22 protein-coding genes are annotated in these 17,636 nt (G+C 47.8%); 11 read left to right on the forward strand and 11 right to left on the reverse strand.

Annotated elements, in window-relative coordinates; genetic code table 11:
* The first annotated feature begins 5 nt into the window (after positions 1–5).
* Both XMD579_RS11050 and XMD579_RS11055 read left to right on the forward strand, forming a co-directional pair.
* Positions 6–896, forward strand: coding sequence for a ribose-phosphate diphosphokinase (locus tag XMD579_RS11050; RefSeq protein WP_173506367.1), 891 nt, complete (start codon positions 6–8; stop codon positions 894–896).
* Positions 896–1,471, forward strand: a complete 576-nt coding sequence (locus tag XMD579_RS11055; protein WP_173506368.1) for an alpha-ketoglutarate-dependent dioxygenase AlkB — start codon at positions 896–898, stop codon at positions 1,469–1,471. Before XMD579_RS11050 ends, XMD579_RS11055 begins: the two co-directional genes overlap by 1 nt.
* Here XMD579_RS11055 and XMD579_RS11060 read toward each other — a convergent pair.
* Complete coding sequence (locus XMD579_RS11060) at positions 1,451–1,885, reverse strand: flavodoxin domain-containing protein (RefSeq protein WP_173482003.1); 435 nt, start codon at positions 1,883–1,885, stop codon at positions 1,451–1,453. The genes XMD579_RS11055 and XMD579_RS11060 overlap by 21 nt on opposite strands.
* A gap of 168 nt (positions 1,886–2,053) precedes the next feature.
* On the opposite strand from XMD579_RS11060, the gene XMD579_RS11065 reads away from it, so the two are divergent.
* From XMD579_RS11065 to ppiC, 3 genes are all read left to right on the forward strand, one after another.
* The gene (locus XMD579_RS11065) at positions 2,054–2,725 is read left to right on the forward strand and encodes a DUF4395 family protein (protein WP_173482004.1); all 672 of its coding nucleotides are present in this window, start codon (positions 2,054–2,056) and stop codon (positions 2,723–2,725) included.
* A 118-nt stretch (positions 2,726–2,843) separates the two neighbouring features.
* Positions 2,844–3,968, forward strand: coding sequence for a SulP family inorganic anion transporter (locus XMD579_RS11070; RefSeq protein ID WP_217364124.1), 1,125 nt, complete (start codon positions 2,844–2,846; stop codon positions 3,966–3,968).
* Positions 3,969–3,985: 17 nt separating this feature from the next.
* The gene (ppiC, locus tag XMD579_RS11075; protein WP_173482006.1) at positions 3,986–4,264 is read left to right on the forward strand and encodes a peptidylprolyl isomerase PpiC; all 279 of its coding nucleotides are present in this window, start codon (positions 3,986–3,988) and stop codon (positions 4,262–4,264) included.
* On the opposite strand, the gene XMD579_RS11080 is transcribed toward ppiC, so the two are convergent.
* Positions 4,261–5,055: a DUF3530 family protein gene (locus tag XMD579_RS11080; protein ID WP_173506369.1), complete on the reverse strand. Its 795-nt coding sequence runs from the start codon at positions 5,053–5,055 to the stop codon at positions 4,261–4,263. The genes ppiC and XMD579_RS11080 overlap by 4 nt on opposite strands.
* 174 nt (positions 5,056–5,229) lie before the next feature.
* On the opposite strand from XMD579_RS11080, the gene XMD579_RS11085 reads away from it, so the two are divergent.
* A complete protein-coding gene (locus tag XMD579_RS11085; protein WP_173483247.1) occupies positions 5,230–5,649 on the forward strand; it encodes a hypothetical protein in 420 nt (139 codons plus the stop codon).
* Positions 5,650–5,653: 4 nt separating this feature from the next.
* Here the strand turns inward: XMD579_RS11085 and XMD579_RS11090 are convergent, their stop codons facing one another.
* A complete protein-coding gene (locus XMD579_RS11090) occupies positions 5,654–6,196 on the reverse strand; it encodes a hypothetical protein (protein ID WP_173506370.1) in 543 nt (180 codons plus the stop codon).
* 152 nt (positions 6,197–6,348) lie between these two features.
* Here XMD579_RS11090 and XMD579_RS11095 point away from each other — a divergent pair, with 152 nt between their 5' ends.
* Complete coding sequence (locus tag XMD579_RS11095) at positions 6,349–6,924, forward strand: rhodanese-like domain-containing protein (RefSeq protein ID WP_173506371.1); 576 nt, start codon at positions 6,349–6,351, stop codon at positions 6,922–6,924.
* A 102-nt stretch (positions 6,925–7,026) separates the two neighbouring features.
* Positions 7,027–7,557 carry a hypothetical protein gene (locus XMD579_RS11100; protein ID WP_173482011.1) on the forward strand — a complete coding sequence of 177 codons (531 nt, stop codon included), beginning with the start codon at positions 7,027–7,029 and terminating at the stop codon, positions 7,555–7,557.
* On the opposite strand, the gene XMD579_RS11105 is transcribed toward XMD579_RS11100, so the two are convergent.
* From XMD579_RS11105 to XMD579_RS11120, 4 genes are read right to left on the reverse strand one after another with little or no spacing between them, the layout of a single operon-like run.
* Complete coding sequence (locus tag XMD579_RS11105) at positions 7,554–8,354, reverse strand: amidohydrolase (RefSeq protein ID WP_173484713.1); 801 nt, start codon at positions 8,352–8,354, stop codon at positions 7,554–7,556. The two genes, XMD579_RS11100 and XMD579_RS11105, sit on opposite strands and share 4 nt — an antisense overlap.
* On the reverse strand, positions 8,342–9,493 hold the full coding sequence (locus XMD579_RS11110) for a methionine aminotransferase (protein WP_371815205.1): 1,152 nt from the start codon (positions 9,491–9,493) through the stop codon (positions 8,342–8,344). The genes XMD579_RS11105 and XMD579_RS11110 overlap by 13 nt, the downstream gene beginning before the upstream one ends.
* Positions 9,494–9,502: 9 nt before the next feature.
* The gene (locus XMD579_RS11115) at positions 9,503–9,877 is read right to left on the reverse strand and encodes a hypothetical protein (RefSeq protein ID WP_173506372.1); all 375 of its coding nucleotides are present in this window, start codon (positions 9,875–9,877) and stop codon (positions 9,503–9,505) included.
* The gene (locus XMD579_RS11120; protein WP_173484714.1) at positions 9,877–10,359 is read right to left on the reverse strand and encodes a DUF2489 domain-containing protein; all 483 of its coding nucleotides are present in this window, start codon (positions 10,357–10,359) and stop codon (positions 9,877–9,879) included. Before XMD579_RS11120 ends, XMD579_RS11115 begins: the two co-directional genes overlap by 1 nt.
* 18 nt (positions 10,360–10,377) lie before the next feature.
* Between XMD579_RS11120 and XMD579_RS11125 the strand changes: the two genes are divergently transcribed.
* From XMD579_RS11125 to XMD579_RS11135, 3 genes are all read left to right on the forward strand, one after another.
* Positions 10,378–10,617: a hypothetical protein gene (locus XMD579_RS11125; protein WP_173482015.1), complete on the forward strand. Its 240-nt coding sequence runs from the start codon at positions 10,378–10,380 to the stop codon at positions 10,615–10,617.
* Positions 10,618–10,699: 82 nt separating this feature from the next.
* Complete coding sequence (locus XMD579_RS11130; RefSeq protein ID WP_173506373.1) at positions 10,700–12,178, forward strand: SulP family inorganic anion transporter; 1,479 nt, start codon at positions 10,700–10,702, stop codon at positions 12,176–12,178.
* 9 nt (positions 12,179–12,187) lie between these two features.
* Positions 12,188–13,033, forward strand: coding sequence for a universal stress protein (locus tag XMD579_RS11135; RefSeq protein ID WP_173482017.1), 846 nt, complete (start codon positions 12,188–12,190; stop codon positions 13,031–13,033).
* 62 nt (positions 13,034–13,095) lie between these two features.
* Here XMD579_RS11135 and XMD579_RS11140 read toward each other — a convergent pair whose 3' ends face one another.
* The 4 genes from XMD579_RS11140 to XMD579_RS11155 form a co-directional block, all read right to left on the reverse strand.
* A complete protein-coding gene (locus XMD579_RS11140; protein WP_173482018.1) occupies positions 13,096–13,434 on the reverse strand; it encodes a carboxymuconolactone decarboxylase family protein in 339 nt (112 codons plus the stop codon).
* An 83-nt stretch (positions 13,435–13,517) separates the two neighbouring features.
* Complete coding sequence (locus XMD579_RS11145; RefSeq protein WP_173482019.1) at positions 13,518–14,306, reverse strand: sulfite exporter TauE/SafE family protein; 789 nt, start codon at positions 14,304–14,306, stop codon at positions 13,518–13,520.
* 28 nt (positions 14,307–14,334) lie between these two features.
* Complete coding sequence (locus XMD579_RS11150) at positions 14,335–15,651, reverse strand: sulfatase (protein ID WP_173482020.1); 1,317 nt, start codon at positions 15,649–15,651, stop codon at positions 14,335–14,337.
* The gene (locus XMD579_RS11155; RefSeq protein ID WP_173506374.1) at positions 15,648–17,585 is read right to left on the reverse strand and encodes a TRAP transporter fused permease subunit; all 1,938 of its coding nucleotides are present in this window, start codon (positions 17,583–17,585) and stop codon (positions 15,648–15,650) included. The genes XMD579_RS11150 and XMD579_RS11155 overlap by 4 nt, the downstream gene beginning before the upstream one ends.
* Between the last annotated feature and the right edge of the window lie 51 nt (positions 17,586–17,636).

Below are 17,636 nucleotides of genomic sequence, written 5' to 3' on the forward strand. Positions count from 1 at the left end.
GACTTATGAAAAAAACCATTCTATTTAATCTATCTCCAAGCCACCCTATTCCGGAGAAACTCGCTGAAGCTACCGGTCTACCACTAGGTCAATTTGAAATCCGTCACTTCCCTGATGGGGAGACGTTTCTCAGGGTTGATACCGACGTAGCAGAATCCAACGTGGTTATTTTCTGCGACCTATACCAACCCAATGAGAAACTTTTTCCATTACTCAGTTTTGCAGAAAATGCTCGCGAGCTAGGCGCTAGCAATATCTGTCTGATCACACCCTATCTTCCGTATATGCGCCAAGACAAACGTTTTCATACTGGCGAATCGATCACCTCTAGACACTTTGCTAAGCACCTATCCCTCGCCTTTGATGCACTGATAACGGTCGATCCACACCTACATCGTTATCCAACACTGGATGCGGTTTATACACTCAACGGAATGGTCTGCACGGCGCAAACGGTGATTACCGAGTTCCTAAAAACGCAAACCGACAACTTATTATTGATCGGCCCTGATGAAGAGAGTGAACAGTGGGTAGCTGCCATCGCAAACGCATCTAATCGCCCCTATCAGATCCTGTTGAAAGAGCGATCAGGTGATTACGATGTCTCTGTGACAGAGCCTGAACTGGCCCAATACAGAGGCTATTGTCCTGTATTAGTCGATGACATCATCTCCAGCGGCAGAACCATGCTAGCGACCATTGAACACTTGGAGTCAGCGGAGATGGGTAAACCTTTGATCATCGGAGTCCATGGTATTTTCGCTAAAGATGCATATGCACTATTGAAAGATATTGCCGAAATTCACAGCTGCAACAGCATTGTCCATGAGACGAACTCATTAGATCTGACACCGGTCATAGCTACGCAATTGATGGGCTATCTTGAACAGCTGTAATGGGTAGTGATTTAAACGTTAAACTGATCGAGGGTTTTCTCAGTTCTAAAGAAGCAGATGCACTGCTCACAGAGCTCACAGACACCTTAGAGTGGCGCCAAGAGAGTATTACCCTTTATGGAAAAAGCCACCCTATTCCAAGACTGCAGTGCTTTGTAGCATCAAAAGGTGTCAGTTATCGTTACTCTAATCTGACAATGGAGGGTAGCGGCTTTCCGAACATTCTCGAATCCATTAAAGACAAAATCGAGTCAACGGCCAACCACACATTTAATGCCGTTCTTTGTAACCTCTATCGAGATGGGCATGACAGTATGGGGTGGCACAGTGATAACGAGCCAGAACTGGGCGAACAGCCTGTCATCGCGTCACTGTCACTAGGGAGCTCTCGCACCTTTCGATTTAGAGATCTAAAGAGTAGAAAAGAGACCGTCGACTTTGAACTCAGCCACGGCTCTCTGCTGATCATGAACGCTGGAGTTCAAGAGTATTGGGAGCACTCAGTGCCAAAACGTCTTCGCGTTAAACAACCGAGAATCAATCTAACCTTTCGACTAATCGATCCAGCTCGCTAGCCAACGCATAACAGGTTCTGCTGGCTCAGGATCTTTATTGGCATCAACATAGAGCGGCTCAACCAACGATTGAGCCTTCAGATTTGAAAACACTTCAAACAGTCGTTTGGCCGCCCCGTTGAAATAGTCATAACTTGAATCCCCTAACCCTACCAATGCAAAGCGCTGATGGGTTAAATCGGGCTCTTCATCTAATAGATCACAGTAGAGCGGCATCAAACCGTCTGGGATGTCTCCCATTCCTGTCGATGCCGTCATAATCAGCAGGGAAGCTGATGGATCAAGATCAGAGAGCTCGGGTGTATCTAGCCATTCACACTGATGTCCCTGAGTGGTCAGAAATTCCTGACACTCATCAGCCAATTCAATAGTTGAACCATAAACGGTACCGACGATGATTTGAAACTTAGACATCCAATAACCCTGCTGGAGAGCCGCTTATATTAGCAAAGTTAATAAATAACCAAGAGATCTATAACCAAACTAGTTAAGAAAAACTTAACCTAAGCAGCATCTATTATTAACGCTTATACCTAGCCTATTATTAGGAACAGTTAATATAAAAACAATAGAGGATCACTGATGAGAAACCCACTGTTTCACCCAATGAGTTACGACATGGTCAACGACAATGTTGTTAGAACACGTGCCGCTTTTCTATTCTTAGTACCCGTCTCTATATTAGTCATCTTCTACAACACCATAAATGGCTCGGCTTTCATTGTTGATCCCAGCACACTGGAAGATACTTGGGAAACCAACATGGCTGGGCAGATCATCTACTCCGCTGAGGTCGTTCGCCAGGTCTACGACTGGACCCCACAAACTTACCTATTGCTCTATGTCCTTTGGGAGATGGTGCTAAGTCAAAGCAAACGCACCGCTTGGCTCTGCCCTCTGTTCTGGATTTCCGCTGCCATGAACCGTCACCACAAGCCGGTCTACCGCCCATACCAGCCTAAGAAGTTTGCTTGGAAGATTGGTACCGCACTGGTTGCAGCCTGCCTTCTCTTCTTCAATCCGGTACCGGTTGCCGAATTTGTAAACAGCCTCACAGGAAGTGAACTGCTGACAACCACACAAAACTGGATGCCTCGCTGGACCCCGCTAGTGACCATTCCTCTCTGTCTAACCTTCATGTGGCTTGAAGCCGCTGCAGGTTGGTGTGCCGGCTGTTGGTTCCACTCGGTGCTGGTAAAAGTTGGTATCTTCAAAGAGCACTGTGACACCTGTGTTGACAGCAGCAACGACTAAAAGACGATAGCTAGTTCACTCAAAACCTTATAAATTGTGAGGATCTTATACGATCTATACGGTCCTCACTGACATCCCACATCGATCACGTTTTAATTCGGTACTCCCTTTCACTGCTCTGCGTGAGGTCTTTAAAGAGGGGTACCGTTTTGATCATTTCATCAAAGACCTACTCGCCGGTTTAACTGTCGGTATCATCGCCATTCCGCTCTCTATGGCACTCGCCATTGCCAGCGGTGTACCTCCACAGTACGGTCTCTATACAGCGATCATTGCCGGTATATTGATCCCTTTAACCGGTGGCTCTAGATACAGCGTTTCAGGCCCAACGGCTGCATTCGTAGTCATACTCTATCCCGTTGCTCAAAGTTACGGCTTGAATGGACTTCTACTCGCAACGCTTCTGGCCGGTTTGATCATGCTCACGCTCGCTTTCGCGAGGTTAGGTCGGTTGATTGAGTATATACCCGAACCGGTGACTCTCGGCTTCACCAGTGGCATTGCCGTCGTTATCGCAGTATTGCAACTCAATGATTTCCTAGGCCTTCATATAGCTGAAATGCCTGAATTCTTCTTTGCCAAGCTTGTCACCCTGTTTGACCATCTTCCTGCCATTCACACCGGGGAGCTCGTTGTCGGGGTGGTGACACTGGCCTCATTGATCATTTGGCCAAAATTTAAAACGCCCATCCCAACCTATCTTCCAGCAGCCATTGTCGGAACCCTAGCGGCTTTTCTCTGGGGCTTTAACGAGATAGAGACTAGCTGCTTCTCGCTGACCGTCATCTTTGACATGGTGATCGCCATTTGCGTGGGCGTCGTGCTAGCGGCACTGCTCTTCATGCGAGACATAGCACAGATGACCCAAGTAAAAGATATCAGTGGGGTGCGTAAACATGTCCCTAGGCCGCTCTCTGAAAGAACCGCCGTCTACAAAATCAACGGTCCGCTTTTCTTTGCTGCCGCTGATCGAGTTTTTGACCAACTGGAGCACCTAAGCCAAGGAAAACAAAAAATCATCTTATACCTAGATGGTGTATCGATACTGGATGCCGGCGGGCTGTCGGCACTTGAACGTTTCATTGAACGTCGAATTCAGGATGGCTGTGAAATCGTTTTGGCAGATCTGCAGTTTCAACCGTTAAAAACTGTCTCTCGATCTGACCTGACACCTCTACCGAACCAGTTAAGTTTTACCGCCACCTTAGCAGAAGCGCTAGATCTGATAGAATTCACAACATAACCATTTCGAGAGAGACTATGGCCACCGCATCTGCAGTACACATTTTGGTAAAGACCAAAGAGGAAGCTTTGGCGATATTAGCTGAGCTTAAAAAGGGCAAGAAGTTCGATCAGCTCGCTAAAAAACACTCTATCTGCCCATCAGGCAAAAAAGGCGGTAGCCTCGGTGAGTTTCATCGTGGCGATATGGTCAAAGCCTTCGATGACGTGGTCTTTAAGCGCCCTATTTTAAAGGTTCATGGTCCTATCAAAACCCGTTTTGGCTACCATCTAATTAAGACCCTCTACCGTAACTAAGGTAAAAGCCTATCTAACCAACCAGAAACAGTGTCGACCAACTCAGATTTATGTGTTTTGAAGTAGTGCTCTGCCCCTTCAACAACCAGCTGTGCAGACTTTGGATTACCTGCTTTTTCCAGCATAGCCAGACGCTCTGGCGCTTTTCTGATGACAGCTGGGAAATCCTCACTGCCATAAAGATCTAAGACTGGCATTGGCATTTTATCAAGCTGAAAGGGCTCTACCATCGGTTGTTTGTAATCAGTGGCTCCCATCCCGATTCCGATATAGGCATCAAATGAGGCTAAGCTCGCTTCAGGTTGATTCTTAATCCAGCGCTGCGCCATGTGTGAACCACAACTGTGAGCGAGCAAAACAACCTTTCCGCCCTGCTGTTTAGCAAACTCGGTAGCAGCCTGGAAACGTGGAGCAGCATCATCAAAGATATCGACGTAGTCAAAATATTTAGCGCTCTTTTCCAGAACCGGAAGTTGAATGCTGAGCGTATTCCAACCCGCTTCGACCAATCCCACTCGCAAAGGGTTTACAACGCTCTCCCAGTCGGCGTGATAACCACGTCCATGAGCGATGATCACTGTCCCTTTTGGCTCGTCGGCCTCCATAAAGATCGCTAGAAACTCCCGATCACCGTCACTGAGTTCTATAGGGTCGCCATCAAAGATGACATCAACTATTTCATCCACCATCCGTTGTTCACGCTCAAGATCAGGGACTCGTTGAGCATGAGCGACAGTGGCAAGCATCGATACCCACAGTGTAAATGCTAACGGGAAGGTAGATAGGCGCATGACAAACTCCTAAGATGAATCAGACAGGTTAACTGTATTAAAGCAGAATACGAAAAGGTGTAAATATTGAGTCACTTTTAAAATAAATTAATAACTTAGGGAACTTTTCAGGAAAACCTGTCTCTATATAGATAAGTGTCACAATGTTCATTAATGGTACAAAAGCAAAGTCCAATGAGAATCATCGCAACCTCTTTAATCTGCTCAACACTGCTGGTAAGTGGATGCTCTAGCGTGAGTTACGACACGGCTCATAAGCTACGTATCAATGGCGATGTAGTCACTGCCCAATGTGAATCATCCATGTCAACGGTCACTGAGCATGAGAAGTTAAAATGGGGACGTAACATTGCAACGCCTATTTTGACGGTAGCGACCGTTGGATTGGCACCCATCATCATCGGTGCCAACGCAGCCTTGGACTATGTCGATCGCAAAAATGCATCCAACATGTTGGAGAGTTGCGGCAAGAATCCACTCAATGAAGAGCAGATACTTGCCGATGTTGGTACTAACGCCATGGTAAACGTCGCATTAGGCGCGGTTGATGTGGGTGGTGTGCTATCACCTGTTAGCTCAAACGCCGCGAACTAAGTTTCTACTCTGTGCCCAATCGATACGCATCGTGGCAGGCTACACACTGCGACGTAAGATCGGCCATTTTCAGAAAAATCTCCTGACTATCTTCGGTAATTTCCGCATCCCTGAGCGTCGTAGCTAATGCATTGGCTTTAGTGTGCATCCCGTGACCCAACATCTGCATTCCAGGAGGCATGTACTCTCGAGCCGAATGCAGACCATTGGCGCCGTGACTGTTGCCAAAACCAAGATGCTGCTCAATCGCTTCTGCAGCCTGAACATAGTCTCCAGAGGCCACATTCATTAGGGCTAGGTTTACCCCCCTCAGGTGGTCTCGCATGTTCTGCAAAGTGAGATGGTATTCAGCTTCAGGAAACAATACGAGTTCTCTCTGGTCATTGACGACAGGTGTAGCCTCCTCTTCAGACATGCCGAGATGCTTCATCATCATCTCGTGATCATGTTGAGTCATTTTGCTGTGATCAACGGACATCTCTGCCATTGAGTGGCTAGAAGCCGTCATCAAAAACAGGGCTAATGAGAGTGGAGTCAGTTTTTTCATGCCAGGACCTACGAAGTAATTATTCGATCAAAGAATAATAGCAGAGGTTAAAAATTAATAAGACTTTTCCAAAGCAGAAGAGGATAATGGTAATAAGACTCTTGTTTATGGTTATAAAAAGTAAGAGTCGCTATTAACACTGAGGAAAGATCATGAAAAAGCTTTTAAGCATCGCTACCGCTGCAGTATTTGCGGGTACCACATTAACTGCAATCGCCAGCGACGAACACATCCAGCTATGGGACAAAATGAACGCTTACACCGTTGAGCTTGAAGATGGCCCAATGGAGATCACTCGAGTTAAAACTCCACCTGCATTGATTAAGGGTTACCTACAACCAATGGTTCCAGCAGAAGGTGTAACGCCAGTTGGTGAGATCGATGTGATCGAAGCGATTGGTAAAGAGAACAACATGATCGTTGATATGCGTATGAAAGATCACGTTCTTCAACTAGGTACCATCCCTGGATCTATCAACATTCCATACACTGAAGTTGCCATGAACATGGATCAATTCGGTTGTGAGAAAAAGGGTGAGGGTTGGAGCTGTGCAGACGTTACAACTAAGATCTACGCTTTCTGTAACTCAAGCACCTGTCCACAAAGCCCAAGCGGCATTCGTGCCATGATCCGTGAAGGCTACCCAGCAGAACTGATCTACTACTACCGTGGTGGTTACCAAGATTGGACCATTCATGGACTTACAACGGTTGAGGGTGACCTCTGATAGAGAGAGTGAACTTATAAATATTCTAAAGAGGCCTTAGAGCCTCTTTTTTTATTCCTGTTCAATGAATAAAATAGGCTAAATTTTGATCAGGAACATGAATTGAAAACCTACTCTCTAAAAGCCCTTATTATCTCAGCCGTGTTATTGGTCAGCGGCGCTCTCAAAGCCGATGATTCTGCTAGAGCCTTCTACCAACTTGCAGAGAGACCGGTCACACTGATTGATATGGGCTTTTACAGACTCAACCTTGATCTAGATAAGCAGTTAATCCCGAATATTGCAGATCTTCTTAATACCCGAGACGAGCAGATTGGCATGCGCGCCTACATCTCCTCTTCACCTGAAACCGATATTATTTTAATCGTTGAGACACGCCTTAAGGGTGCGTTTGATGATTCCCGAAGTACGCGAAAAGCAAAAGCACTGTGCGACAAAATTACCGCTGAATCCGCACTCTATTTCTTTAGAAATCCTTTAATCGATTACTTTCAGACATTTGACCCATTTGAAGAGCCACTACCTAAGGAGTTAGCGGGTCATCTTGAAAGCGCACTTCGCCTCAGTGCGATTGTACCCACCAAAGAGGGGTTACCTGAGTATCGTTGCATGCGCCCGCTTAAACTTCGTTAAAGTTCAACGATTCTGCGCTTAACACCGCTCAAGGTGAACGCATCACGATCGGCGGCCGCCGGGAAGCGAGATCGATACTCCATAAGATCGTCTTTATTCAGCGAAACAGATTCGATCGTTGCTTGAAACGGTTCACTCTCTTTTAACAACTCCCCATCAAAAGAGATCACCAGGCTGTCGCCAGAATACTCCAGTCCATTTCCGTCCGTACCGACTCGATTGACTCCAACAACATAGGCTAGGTTCTCCACGGCTCGCGCCTGAAGCAGAGAGCGCCACGCGACTCTTCTAGCAGCCGGCCAGTTAGCCACATAGAGAAGCAGATCATACTCATCACAATTTCTTGACCATACCGGGAAACGAAGGTCATAACAGACCAGCGGCATAATTCGCCACCCTTTGTAGTGAATAATGACGCGCTCTTCACCGGCCGAGTAGTGATTTGGCTCATCACCCATAGTGAACAGATGGCGTTTGTCGTATTTAGCGACACGCCCCTCAGGGGTGATAAATAGGAAGCGATTTCGAAACTCCCCTGCCACAGAGACGGAGAGACTGCCTGCCAGAGCTTTCCCGCTTTGAGACGCGAGTTCAATCAGCCATTGTAAGTTCTTACCATCAATCGGTTCTGCACAGGTTTCAGGTGACATGGTAAAACCTGTCAAAAACATCTCAGGCAGAACGACTATATCGCAACTATCTAAAGCTAATATCTGCTCATCGATAGCCTTACGGTTGGCCTGAGAGTCCTCCCAAGCAAGATCGATCTGAAAATAGCTCAGCGTTAAATTCGACATAGGCGTTCAATCGCTTTATCAAGGGTGTCATCCGCTTTGGCGAAGCAGAGACGAATACAACCTGTCTGCTCACCGTTTGAGTAGAACGGCGAAAGAGGAATGGCTGCGACACCCACCTCATCAATCATACGCAGTACAAATTGATCATCAGGCTCATCGCTGATCGCAGTGTAATCTACCAACTGAAAATAGGTACCACTCGAGTTGAGCAGTTTGAAACGGCTGTTTTGCAGCCCCTTAGCCAATCGATCGCGTTTTTGCGTAAAGAAATCCGGCAGTGTTCGTGGGTAGTCTGGCTCTTCAACCATAAAGTCCGCTATCGCATGTTGAATCGGGGTGTGGCTTGTGAATGTAACGTACTGGTGAACCTTGCGCAGCTCTTTGGTTAATGGCGCAGGCGCAACACAATACCCAGTGCGCCAGCCTGTGACGTGATAGGTTTTGCCGAACGAGGAGACAATGAACGAACGCTCAATCAACTCTGGATGTGTGTTCACACTTTGATGCACCTGTCCGTCATAGACCAGGTGTTCGTAGACCTCATCACTGATGATCAATATGTCGGTGCCTCTGACAATGTCTGCCAGCGCATCTAAATCGGATCGCTGCCAAATAGATCCCGTCGGATTATGTGGCGTGTTAATGATGATCATACGGGTTTTAGGTGTGATGGCTGCTCTTACCTCATCCCACTGCACCGAGAAATTGGGCGGTAGCAACTTAATATGAACGGGCACTCCACCATTAATCTCAATGGCAGGCTGATAGCTATCATAGGCGGGATCAAAGACGATCACCTCGTCACCGGGCTGAATCACAGAGGTAATCGCAGAGTAGATCGCCTCTGTTGCTCCTGGCGTTACAGTCACCTCATTGGCTACATCCAAATCTCGACCATAATAGTTTTTCACTTTGAGCTTAATCTGTTCCAACAGTTTGGGAACACCGGCCAAAGGGGCGTATTGATTGTTGCCTGAGGTAATCGCACGGCCAACGCCGTCTAGTAACTTCTGTGGGCCTAGGTAATCTGGAAAGCCCTGTGACAGGTTGATTGCCTGCTTTTCAGCCGCTAATGCAGACATTGTTGTGAAGATGGTTTCACCGACAGAAGGCAGTTTAGTTTTGGGGTAGTTCAGCACGCTTGGCTCCTAAAACTCTCGTATTGTGGGCTCTTTTTTTATCGCTTTTTTTAACCGTTCGAGAACCTGTGCAATGCGCTCTCGACCTTTTCGATCATATAGATAGTTGGCGAGACCTTCACTCGCTTTTTGTTCGCCATCAAGTCCTTCATGTATCCTGAGGCAATCAATCCTTGCCTCTTCCAGTAGTGGATCTGACTGTATTGGCAAGCCTAGAAAGAGATCCCACTCGGTCACTTTGGCTTCCCCAGAGAGCACACGTTCAAGTAGATTGATCACCGATCCTCTTGTTGGGCGATAACTGGGTGTTCTGCCAAAGGTCAGTGCCGCGACCAACAGTAGAGTTGCCAGCAGAGTAAAGATAAATACTGGCAGTATGGACATCAGTGCACCCTATGCATCTCATGATCAATCAGACGTTGAGCCGCGGCGTGGATTCGCTCTTGGCATTCAACCTCCACTTTCAGCATCTCCATCTGAAATTTTCGCTGTGACTGTTTATCCAACGCTTTCCAATCTTGAAGAATTGGAATATGGGAAGTTTTACCGTAGACCTCTTCAATCACTTGGTAGTCAGGGTCTTGATGCAGCGATGCGTCATAATTATCAATCATCACTTTCAGACGCATGCACCCCTCCGTCAAAGTGATCTTGTCATCGTGCAGTATGGCATTAGAGATGATACGAATGCTCTCTGTTAGGTAACGTCGATTGGCTGCTGCCTCTACTGCCAATTTCTCCTCCTGCTCAGCTAGTTGTCGTGTAATCTCTCGCTGTTCACGCAACTGTTTGGTAATAAACCAGGCCAGCAGTGCAATGGCTATCACACCAATTAAGATCAGGGTGTATACTAGACTCTCGTTCATTTTCACTAATCCATTACCATGTTAATTCTCGATTCAAACGCACAGCTAGGAACTCTTATTGAGGAGCTCTACTTAAAACCAACCGGGATGACTGCAGAGCAAGCTGCTGAGTTATGCGGTCTTGATACGAAAGAATTTAGCGCTATTCTAGCCGGTGAGCTGCCAATGAACCACAAAAGAGCACTCGCTCTTTCTCGTGGTTTTAATACCCACATCAGTTTTTTTCAGAACTACATCCCTAGCAAATCCGATCAATAACTCAAAACCGGCCGACCACCGACAAACGGCTTGAAAGCTGATAACATTGCGGACTTTCGTTTTTAATACCCTGAAGGTCCCAATGAGCCCATCATTACACTACAACTGGTTCTCTAACGTACGTGGCGACATCCTCTCTGGTTTGGTTGTTGCTTTGGCTTTGATTCCAGAAGCGATCGCCTTCTCGATCATTGCAGGCGTTGACCCTAAAGTCGGCCTATACGCCTCTTTCTGTATCGCTGTCATCACCGCGTTTGCCGGTGGACGCCCTGGCATGATCTCGGCCGCCACGGGGGCCATGGCCCTACTGATGGTCACCTTGGTGAAAGAGCACGGTCTTGAGTATCTTCTGGCAGCAACTCTATTAACGGGTGTTATTCAGATTGGTGCCGGTTATCTTCGCTTAGGCTCGTTGATGCGCTTTGTATCCCGCTCGGTAGTGACCGGGTTTGTAAACGCTCTGGCGATCTTGATTTTTATGGCGCAGTTACCTGAGCTCATTGATGTTACTTGGCACGTCTATGCCATGACCGCAGCAGGCTTGGTGATTATCTACACCTTCCCCTACCTAACCACTAAAATCCCATCACCACTGGTCTGCATCCTTGTTTTGACCGCGGTTTCAATGGCACTTGGACTGGATATTCGTACGGTAGGCGATATGGGTGAACTGCCTGACACACTCCCTATTTTCCTATGGCCAGATGTGCCTCTGACACTAGAAACACTGTGGATCATCCTTCCCTACTCACTACCTCTTGCAGTCGTAGGTCTTCTTGAGTCTCTTATGACCGCCACCATCGTTGATGATCTTACTGACACGTCAAGCGATAAAAACCGTGAGTGCAAAGGCCAAGGCCTTGCCAACATCGGTGCTGGCCTGTTTGGTGGCATGGCAGGCTGTGCGATGATCGGCCAGTCAGTGATCAACGTGAAATCAGGTGGTCGAACACGCCTATCAACACTGATCGCAGGTGTGGTTCTGCTAATACTCGTTGTTTTCCTAGATGAGTGGGTCTCGCAGATTCCGATGGCGGCACTGGTGGCCGTGATGATCATGGTCTCTATTGGAACCTTCTCTTGGGAGTCGATCTTTAACCTACGCAAACACCCAATGTCGACCAACATCGTCATGTTGACGACGGTCGCCGTCGTTGTGGCGACTCACAACCTAGCCTTTGGCGTCTTTGCCGGTGTGCTGTTAGCGGCCCTATTCTTTGCCAACAAAATTGGTCAATTCCTCTACATTGGCAAAGAGGATTGCGAGGGCGAAAACCATCGTGTCTATCGTGTTGTCGGCCAGGTATTCTTCAGTTCAAGTGATAAGTTCACCGCTGCGTTTGATTTCAAAGAGGACACAGATCGTGTCACCATTGATCTATCACGTGCACACTTCTGGGATTTAACTGCCGTCGGCGCACTGGATAAGGTGATTCTTAAATTCCGTCGTGAAGGGATTGCGGTTGATACCGTTGGTTTGAACGAGGCGAGCGCGACCATCGTGGATAAATTCGCCGTACACGACAAACCTGATCAGATCGATGAGCTGATGGGACACTAAGGAGTATTTATGACTCAAGTTGTAGCCTGTATTGATGGCATCGGTGAACGCTCAGAAGCCGTGTGTGACACGGCCGCTTGGGCGAGCCGAGTTCTTCAAGCACCTCTTAAGCTTCTGCACGTTCTAGATAAACGTGAATTCCCAACGGAAGAGAAGAGTCAACTCAGTGGCACCATTGGGCTCGGTGCCCGCGAGTCTCTTCTAGAAGAGCTCGCCTCTCTTGATGAGCAGCGTGGACGCATTGCCCGTGAACAGGGTCGTGTCATGTTGAATGCCGCTCTAGAGAGAGCCAACCAAGACCGCGCATTCGAACCCTCAACCTCACAACGTCATGGCGACCTGCAGCAGACCCTTGAAGAGGAGCAATCAGATACTCGTCTGCTCGTGTTAGGCAAAGGCGCGCATGGGGATGCAATGGGGGTTCATATCGAACCGATCATTCGCGCACTGCATCGCCCTATTCTGATTACAGATACAGCACTGGTTGAACCCAAGCGTTTTATGATCGCTTACGATGGTAGCAAAACCGCTCGTAAAGCTCTGGATATGGTTGCCAAAAGCCCACTGTTAAAAGAGGCTGATTGTGAGCTATTAATGGTAGGGCCAGCGACATTCGACTTTAAACAGGAGTTGGAGATCGCTGAAAAGGTCCTAGTGGAGGCTGGCTTTAATGTGAATGCCACATTAGCGGCAGGTGAAGCAGAAGAAGTTATTCTGGAGCATGAGTCTAAGACGGGTTCAGAGCTGCTGGTAATGGGCGCTTACGGACACTCGCGTATCCGCCAGATGCTGGTTGGCAGTACCACTACCTCACTTCTAAGACGAACACCGACGCCCGTCCTTCTGTTGCGTTAGTCTTATCTGTTTTTGATAGCATTGCCTAGGAGGTTTAATACCCTCTTAGGCAATGTACATAATTACTTTTGAGCTTGATACTGCTCGAACGCCTCGATTGCTTGTGCACCATAGACCATTGAAGGTCCACCGCCCATCAACATAGCAACCCCAATCATATCGTCAAGCTCTTCTCGAGTAACACCAGCGTTGGTCGCGGCATTCATATGGTAGGCGATACAGCCATCACAACGGATCGCAATTGCAATGCCCAGCGCAATAAGCTCTTTCGTTTTAACATCCAACACCCCCTCTTTCATGGTGCCTTGATGCAACGCAGCAAAGCCTTTTCGCGCACCGTTCGGCAGCTTAGCGGCAAATTCATTAAGGTGATCGCGATATTCTGGGTAGTTATGACTCATAGCCTGCTCCTAAATTAAGTTAGAAGCATAATAGAGAAGTGGGTAGGAAAGGTATTGAGATAGGTCAGTTAAATTAGAATTCTCTAAATTAAGTGCATAGATTCTAATAGGGCTTCAACTAAACCGATCAGGGCCAGACCAATAAAGAGTCCCGTTATCCGTTTAATCGACTCTTCACTAAAACGTGAAAAGAGCTTAGAGGCCAACGGCAAAGAGACCACACAGCCGACCATCAAGGAGGCCACCAGTGCATAATCCATGACACCGCGGCTACCAAAGGTGATTGAGACTGCCAGTGATAGAATCAGTCCAACAGGAATCGACGTCGCTACGGCAGATTTTACAGAGAGCCCGCCAGATGAAGAGAGTGCTGGAACCACTAGGACTCCGCCACCCACACCCGTAAGACCCATCAAAAAACCAGTGATACCACTGAGCCAAGAGAGGCTGAGTCTGCTTAAATATTCTTTAATCCGTTTAGTAAACATCGAAGCGAGAGAGAGCAGGCCAGCAAGAAGAACGAGTAGCATCAGCACTCGATCCACTGTCACTCTCATCTCTGGATCCGAAACGAGTGTTAAGCTCAAGGCACTGAGGATGGTGACCGGCAAGCATAGGTAGAGAAACTTTCGACCAACCGTCCAGTTAACCCCACCCTGCTTCGCATGACCAACTGTCATCAACACCTTCGCTAAAAAGGCAAAGAATGAGCCACTGGCAACCGCCAATGTTGGATCCAGATTAAACAGAACAATCAGGGAGGGAACCACCAGAACGCCAGCGCCAACACCCGATAAAAAGATCAGCATCGAGAAGAAGAATCCTGCCACAATTGCATAAGGATCCAGACTACTGAAGAGAGAGAGTTCCATCACATTGTCCTAAATTAAAAACCGCAGCTTATCGCTGCGGCATATCTGCTCGACCATAACCCAAACTAACAGAAGCATCGTCAGGGATGCTTGGAATAGTATCATTCCAATCCATCCAAACTTGACGCATCTCAGCCAGTTTATCTGGATAGTTCTTAGCTTGGTTCGCACGTTCGCGTGCATCGTTGACGACATTGAATAGATACTCATGCTCATCAACTTTCAGGTATTTCCAATCGCCCATACGGTAGGCACGCTGATCACGGTGATTCATACGCCAGAAGAGAGGACGTTCAAAGCTCTCAACTTGACCCGTTAGAACAGGTGTCAAATCTACTCCGTCCGTTGCGTAGCTTGGGTCCGCTTCGCCGCCACCGATCTTCATCAGAGTGTATGACCAATCCATTGTCATACAGTGCTGAGTCGTTTTCTGGCCAGCCTTAATGCCCTTAGGCCAACGAACCACCCAAGGGACACGAATACCGCCCTCTGTTAGGTCCATTTTACCGCCGACCAGAGGCCAGTTATCGGAGAAACGCTCACCACCGTTGTCGCTGGTAAAGACGATCAAGGTATCCTCTGTTAGGCCCTGCTCTTCAAGCGCAGCCATGATGTTCCCGATCCCCTCATCCATGTGGTGAATCATACGTTGATAGGTATGAATGTTACCGCCATCAAGATGGAAAAGATTGGTGATGTTTTTAGAGACCTCTTCGTCGTCGCGCGTCTCCCAAGGCCAGTGTGGCGCCGTGTAGTGAAGACTTAGGAAGAAAGGTTTACCGTTTTTCGCATCATCTGCTTTACGGTTTACAAACTGAACCGCACGCTCTGACAATAGATCCGTCAAATAACCCGGCTCATGGTGCTCCTCTTCATCAATGTAGAGGTCATGGTCACCCTTACCACTGACATGGCTAAAGTAATCTACACCACCCGCCATAATGCCATAGAACTCATCATAGCCCGATTTGAGTGGGCTGAAATGAGGTGGGTAGCCAAGGTGCCACTTGCCGATTAGACCCGTGTTGTAACCCGCTTTTTTTAGCTGTGAAGGCAAGGTTGGGATTTCTGGTGGTAAGCCTAAACGGGGGTCACCTTTTGATCGACTGTTGATTGGCTCTTCCAATGCACCGCGCAAGCGGTACTGATAAGCCATAGTCATTAAGGCAAATCGTGTGGGTGAACAGACGGGGGAGTTCGCATAACCGTCGGTAAAGATCATACCCTCTTCTGCCAAGCGATCGATGTTTGGAGAGATCATGCCAAACTGTGCTTCACGACCACCGTAACAGCCCAGATCTGCGTAGCCCAGATCATCAGCAACAATGTAAATAATATTGGTCATAGTGCCCCACCTTCCTTAATAAGGCTGTTAAATCCAAGAATACGACGGTGAGCAAGCAGGATAAGAACCGCTCCACCAAGACCGACTAGATCCCAGTAACCGTCAGGAACAAACATCAACACGACACAGCTGATCCGCAGTGCAATTTCGAAAATATTCAGTTTTGACTTATCAAAGCCGATCAAAGCGCTAGAGAGAACCGGAATGCTGACGAGCAGTTTCAGCATCAACCAGGCCCAAGGTAACCAAGCGAACTGAAGATTTTCCTGATCGACACTCAGCATCATTGGGTTGTAAGCAAACATGAAAGGTATCAAAAAGATCATAATACCGATTCGAGAGGCATCAACGGATGTCTTAATTGGACCACCTCCCGAGATCGTTGCCGCAGCATAAGCTGCGATAGCAACCGGCGGTGTAATGGCTGAACCAACCGCGATCATGAATACAAACATGTGAGCCGTTAGCGTGTCCAAACCGAGCATCTGCATCGCTGGAATCGCGATTGTTGCTACCGTTACATAAGCGGGTAGCGTTGGCATACCCATACCCAAGATCACACACCCTACAGCTGCAACTAACAACGAGATCATTAAAGAATCAGTCACGACCGAATTCAACAGCACACCAAATTTAACCGGCACCCCTGTTGCGGATAGCGCAGAGATAACGATCGAAACTGCAGCGATTGCCATCAGAAGGCCAGCGAAAGTAGAACCGCCATCTGATAGACATTTAATTAAACGTGCTGGCTGCTTACGTATTGCCGGGTTAATAAAACTGAGTGGGAACAGAATTGCCAAAGCCGTAATCGAAGCACCCGATGGAGACATCCCCCTAATAAGCAGAACCACAATGATTAAAAGTGGACCAAAAATCATCAAAAGATTCAGGTAGTCTTGCTTCTCTGGAACAGGCGTTTTAGCGATATCCTCTTCGTTCGGTTGAATCCCCAAACGCTTAGTCTCGAAGTAGATCATCGTGCAGACACTGACGTAGTAAGCTACAGCAGGTACTAATACAGCAACAATGACTGTCAGGTAGCCAACACCTGCAAAGTCAGCCATAACCAGCGCAGCTGCCCCCATAATAGGTGGCATGATTTGACCGCCAGAAGAAGCAGAAGCCTCTACTGCGCCAGCAAAGCTCTTTGTAAAGCCTCGGCGCATAATCATAGGGATAGTGACAACACCCGTACCCACAACGTTGGCAACCGCGCTGCCTGATACCGTACCAAATAGACCAGACGACATTACTGCAGCGTAAGCAGGGCCACCCGCCGTGCGACGCATCCAGTAGAAGGCGATACGAATCATCGACTCACCGGCACCCACGCCTTCAAGTACAGCGCCAAGAATAATGAACGGGAATACCGTCGTAATAACGATAGAGAAGGTACTACCCATCATGCCCGTATCAAGAGAGAAGAGAAGGTTCTGTGCCAACATCTCTTCAACACCACTATTTACGGTACGTAAAGGCCCCGGCCAAAGGTGCCCTGTCCACATATACGCAATTCCGATCACCCCAAGGATTGCAACCGGAATGCCCCAAATACGCCAACAGAAAAATAGAGCACCTGCAGCCGAGCAAACTGCGACCCACATCTCGTATGAGCCAAATAGGAACATTGCATCATCAATATCGCGCGCGACGAAATAGAACTCGAAGCTACCCCAGAAGAGGCCAGCAGTAGCTGCCAATCCTGTAAGAAGAACCCACCATGGCGTTTTCTTGCTTGAATCAGCCAGATCAACCAACACCATCGCTACACAAAGTGCGAAGAAGGTAGGTCGGAACCAGTGCATAGGGAAAGGCCCTAAACGGAAATCACCAATAGCTGGAAGGATATTTGCAAGGCCGTAGAAGGCCACCACAATACCCAAAACAAAAGCGATCGACTTTTGCACAGTAGCTGCGAGAGAAGTATTCATAATTAAGACTCTAAATAAGCGAGGCAAAGCTGCCCCGCTTTATAGGTAACG

Origin of the sequence: Marinobacterium sp. xm-d-579 (assembly GCF_013282935.1) — a bacterium.
Classification (GTDB): Bacteria; Pseudomonadota; Gammaproteobacteria; order Pseudomonadales; family Balneatricaceae; genus Marinobacterium_E.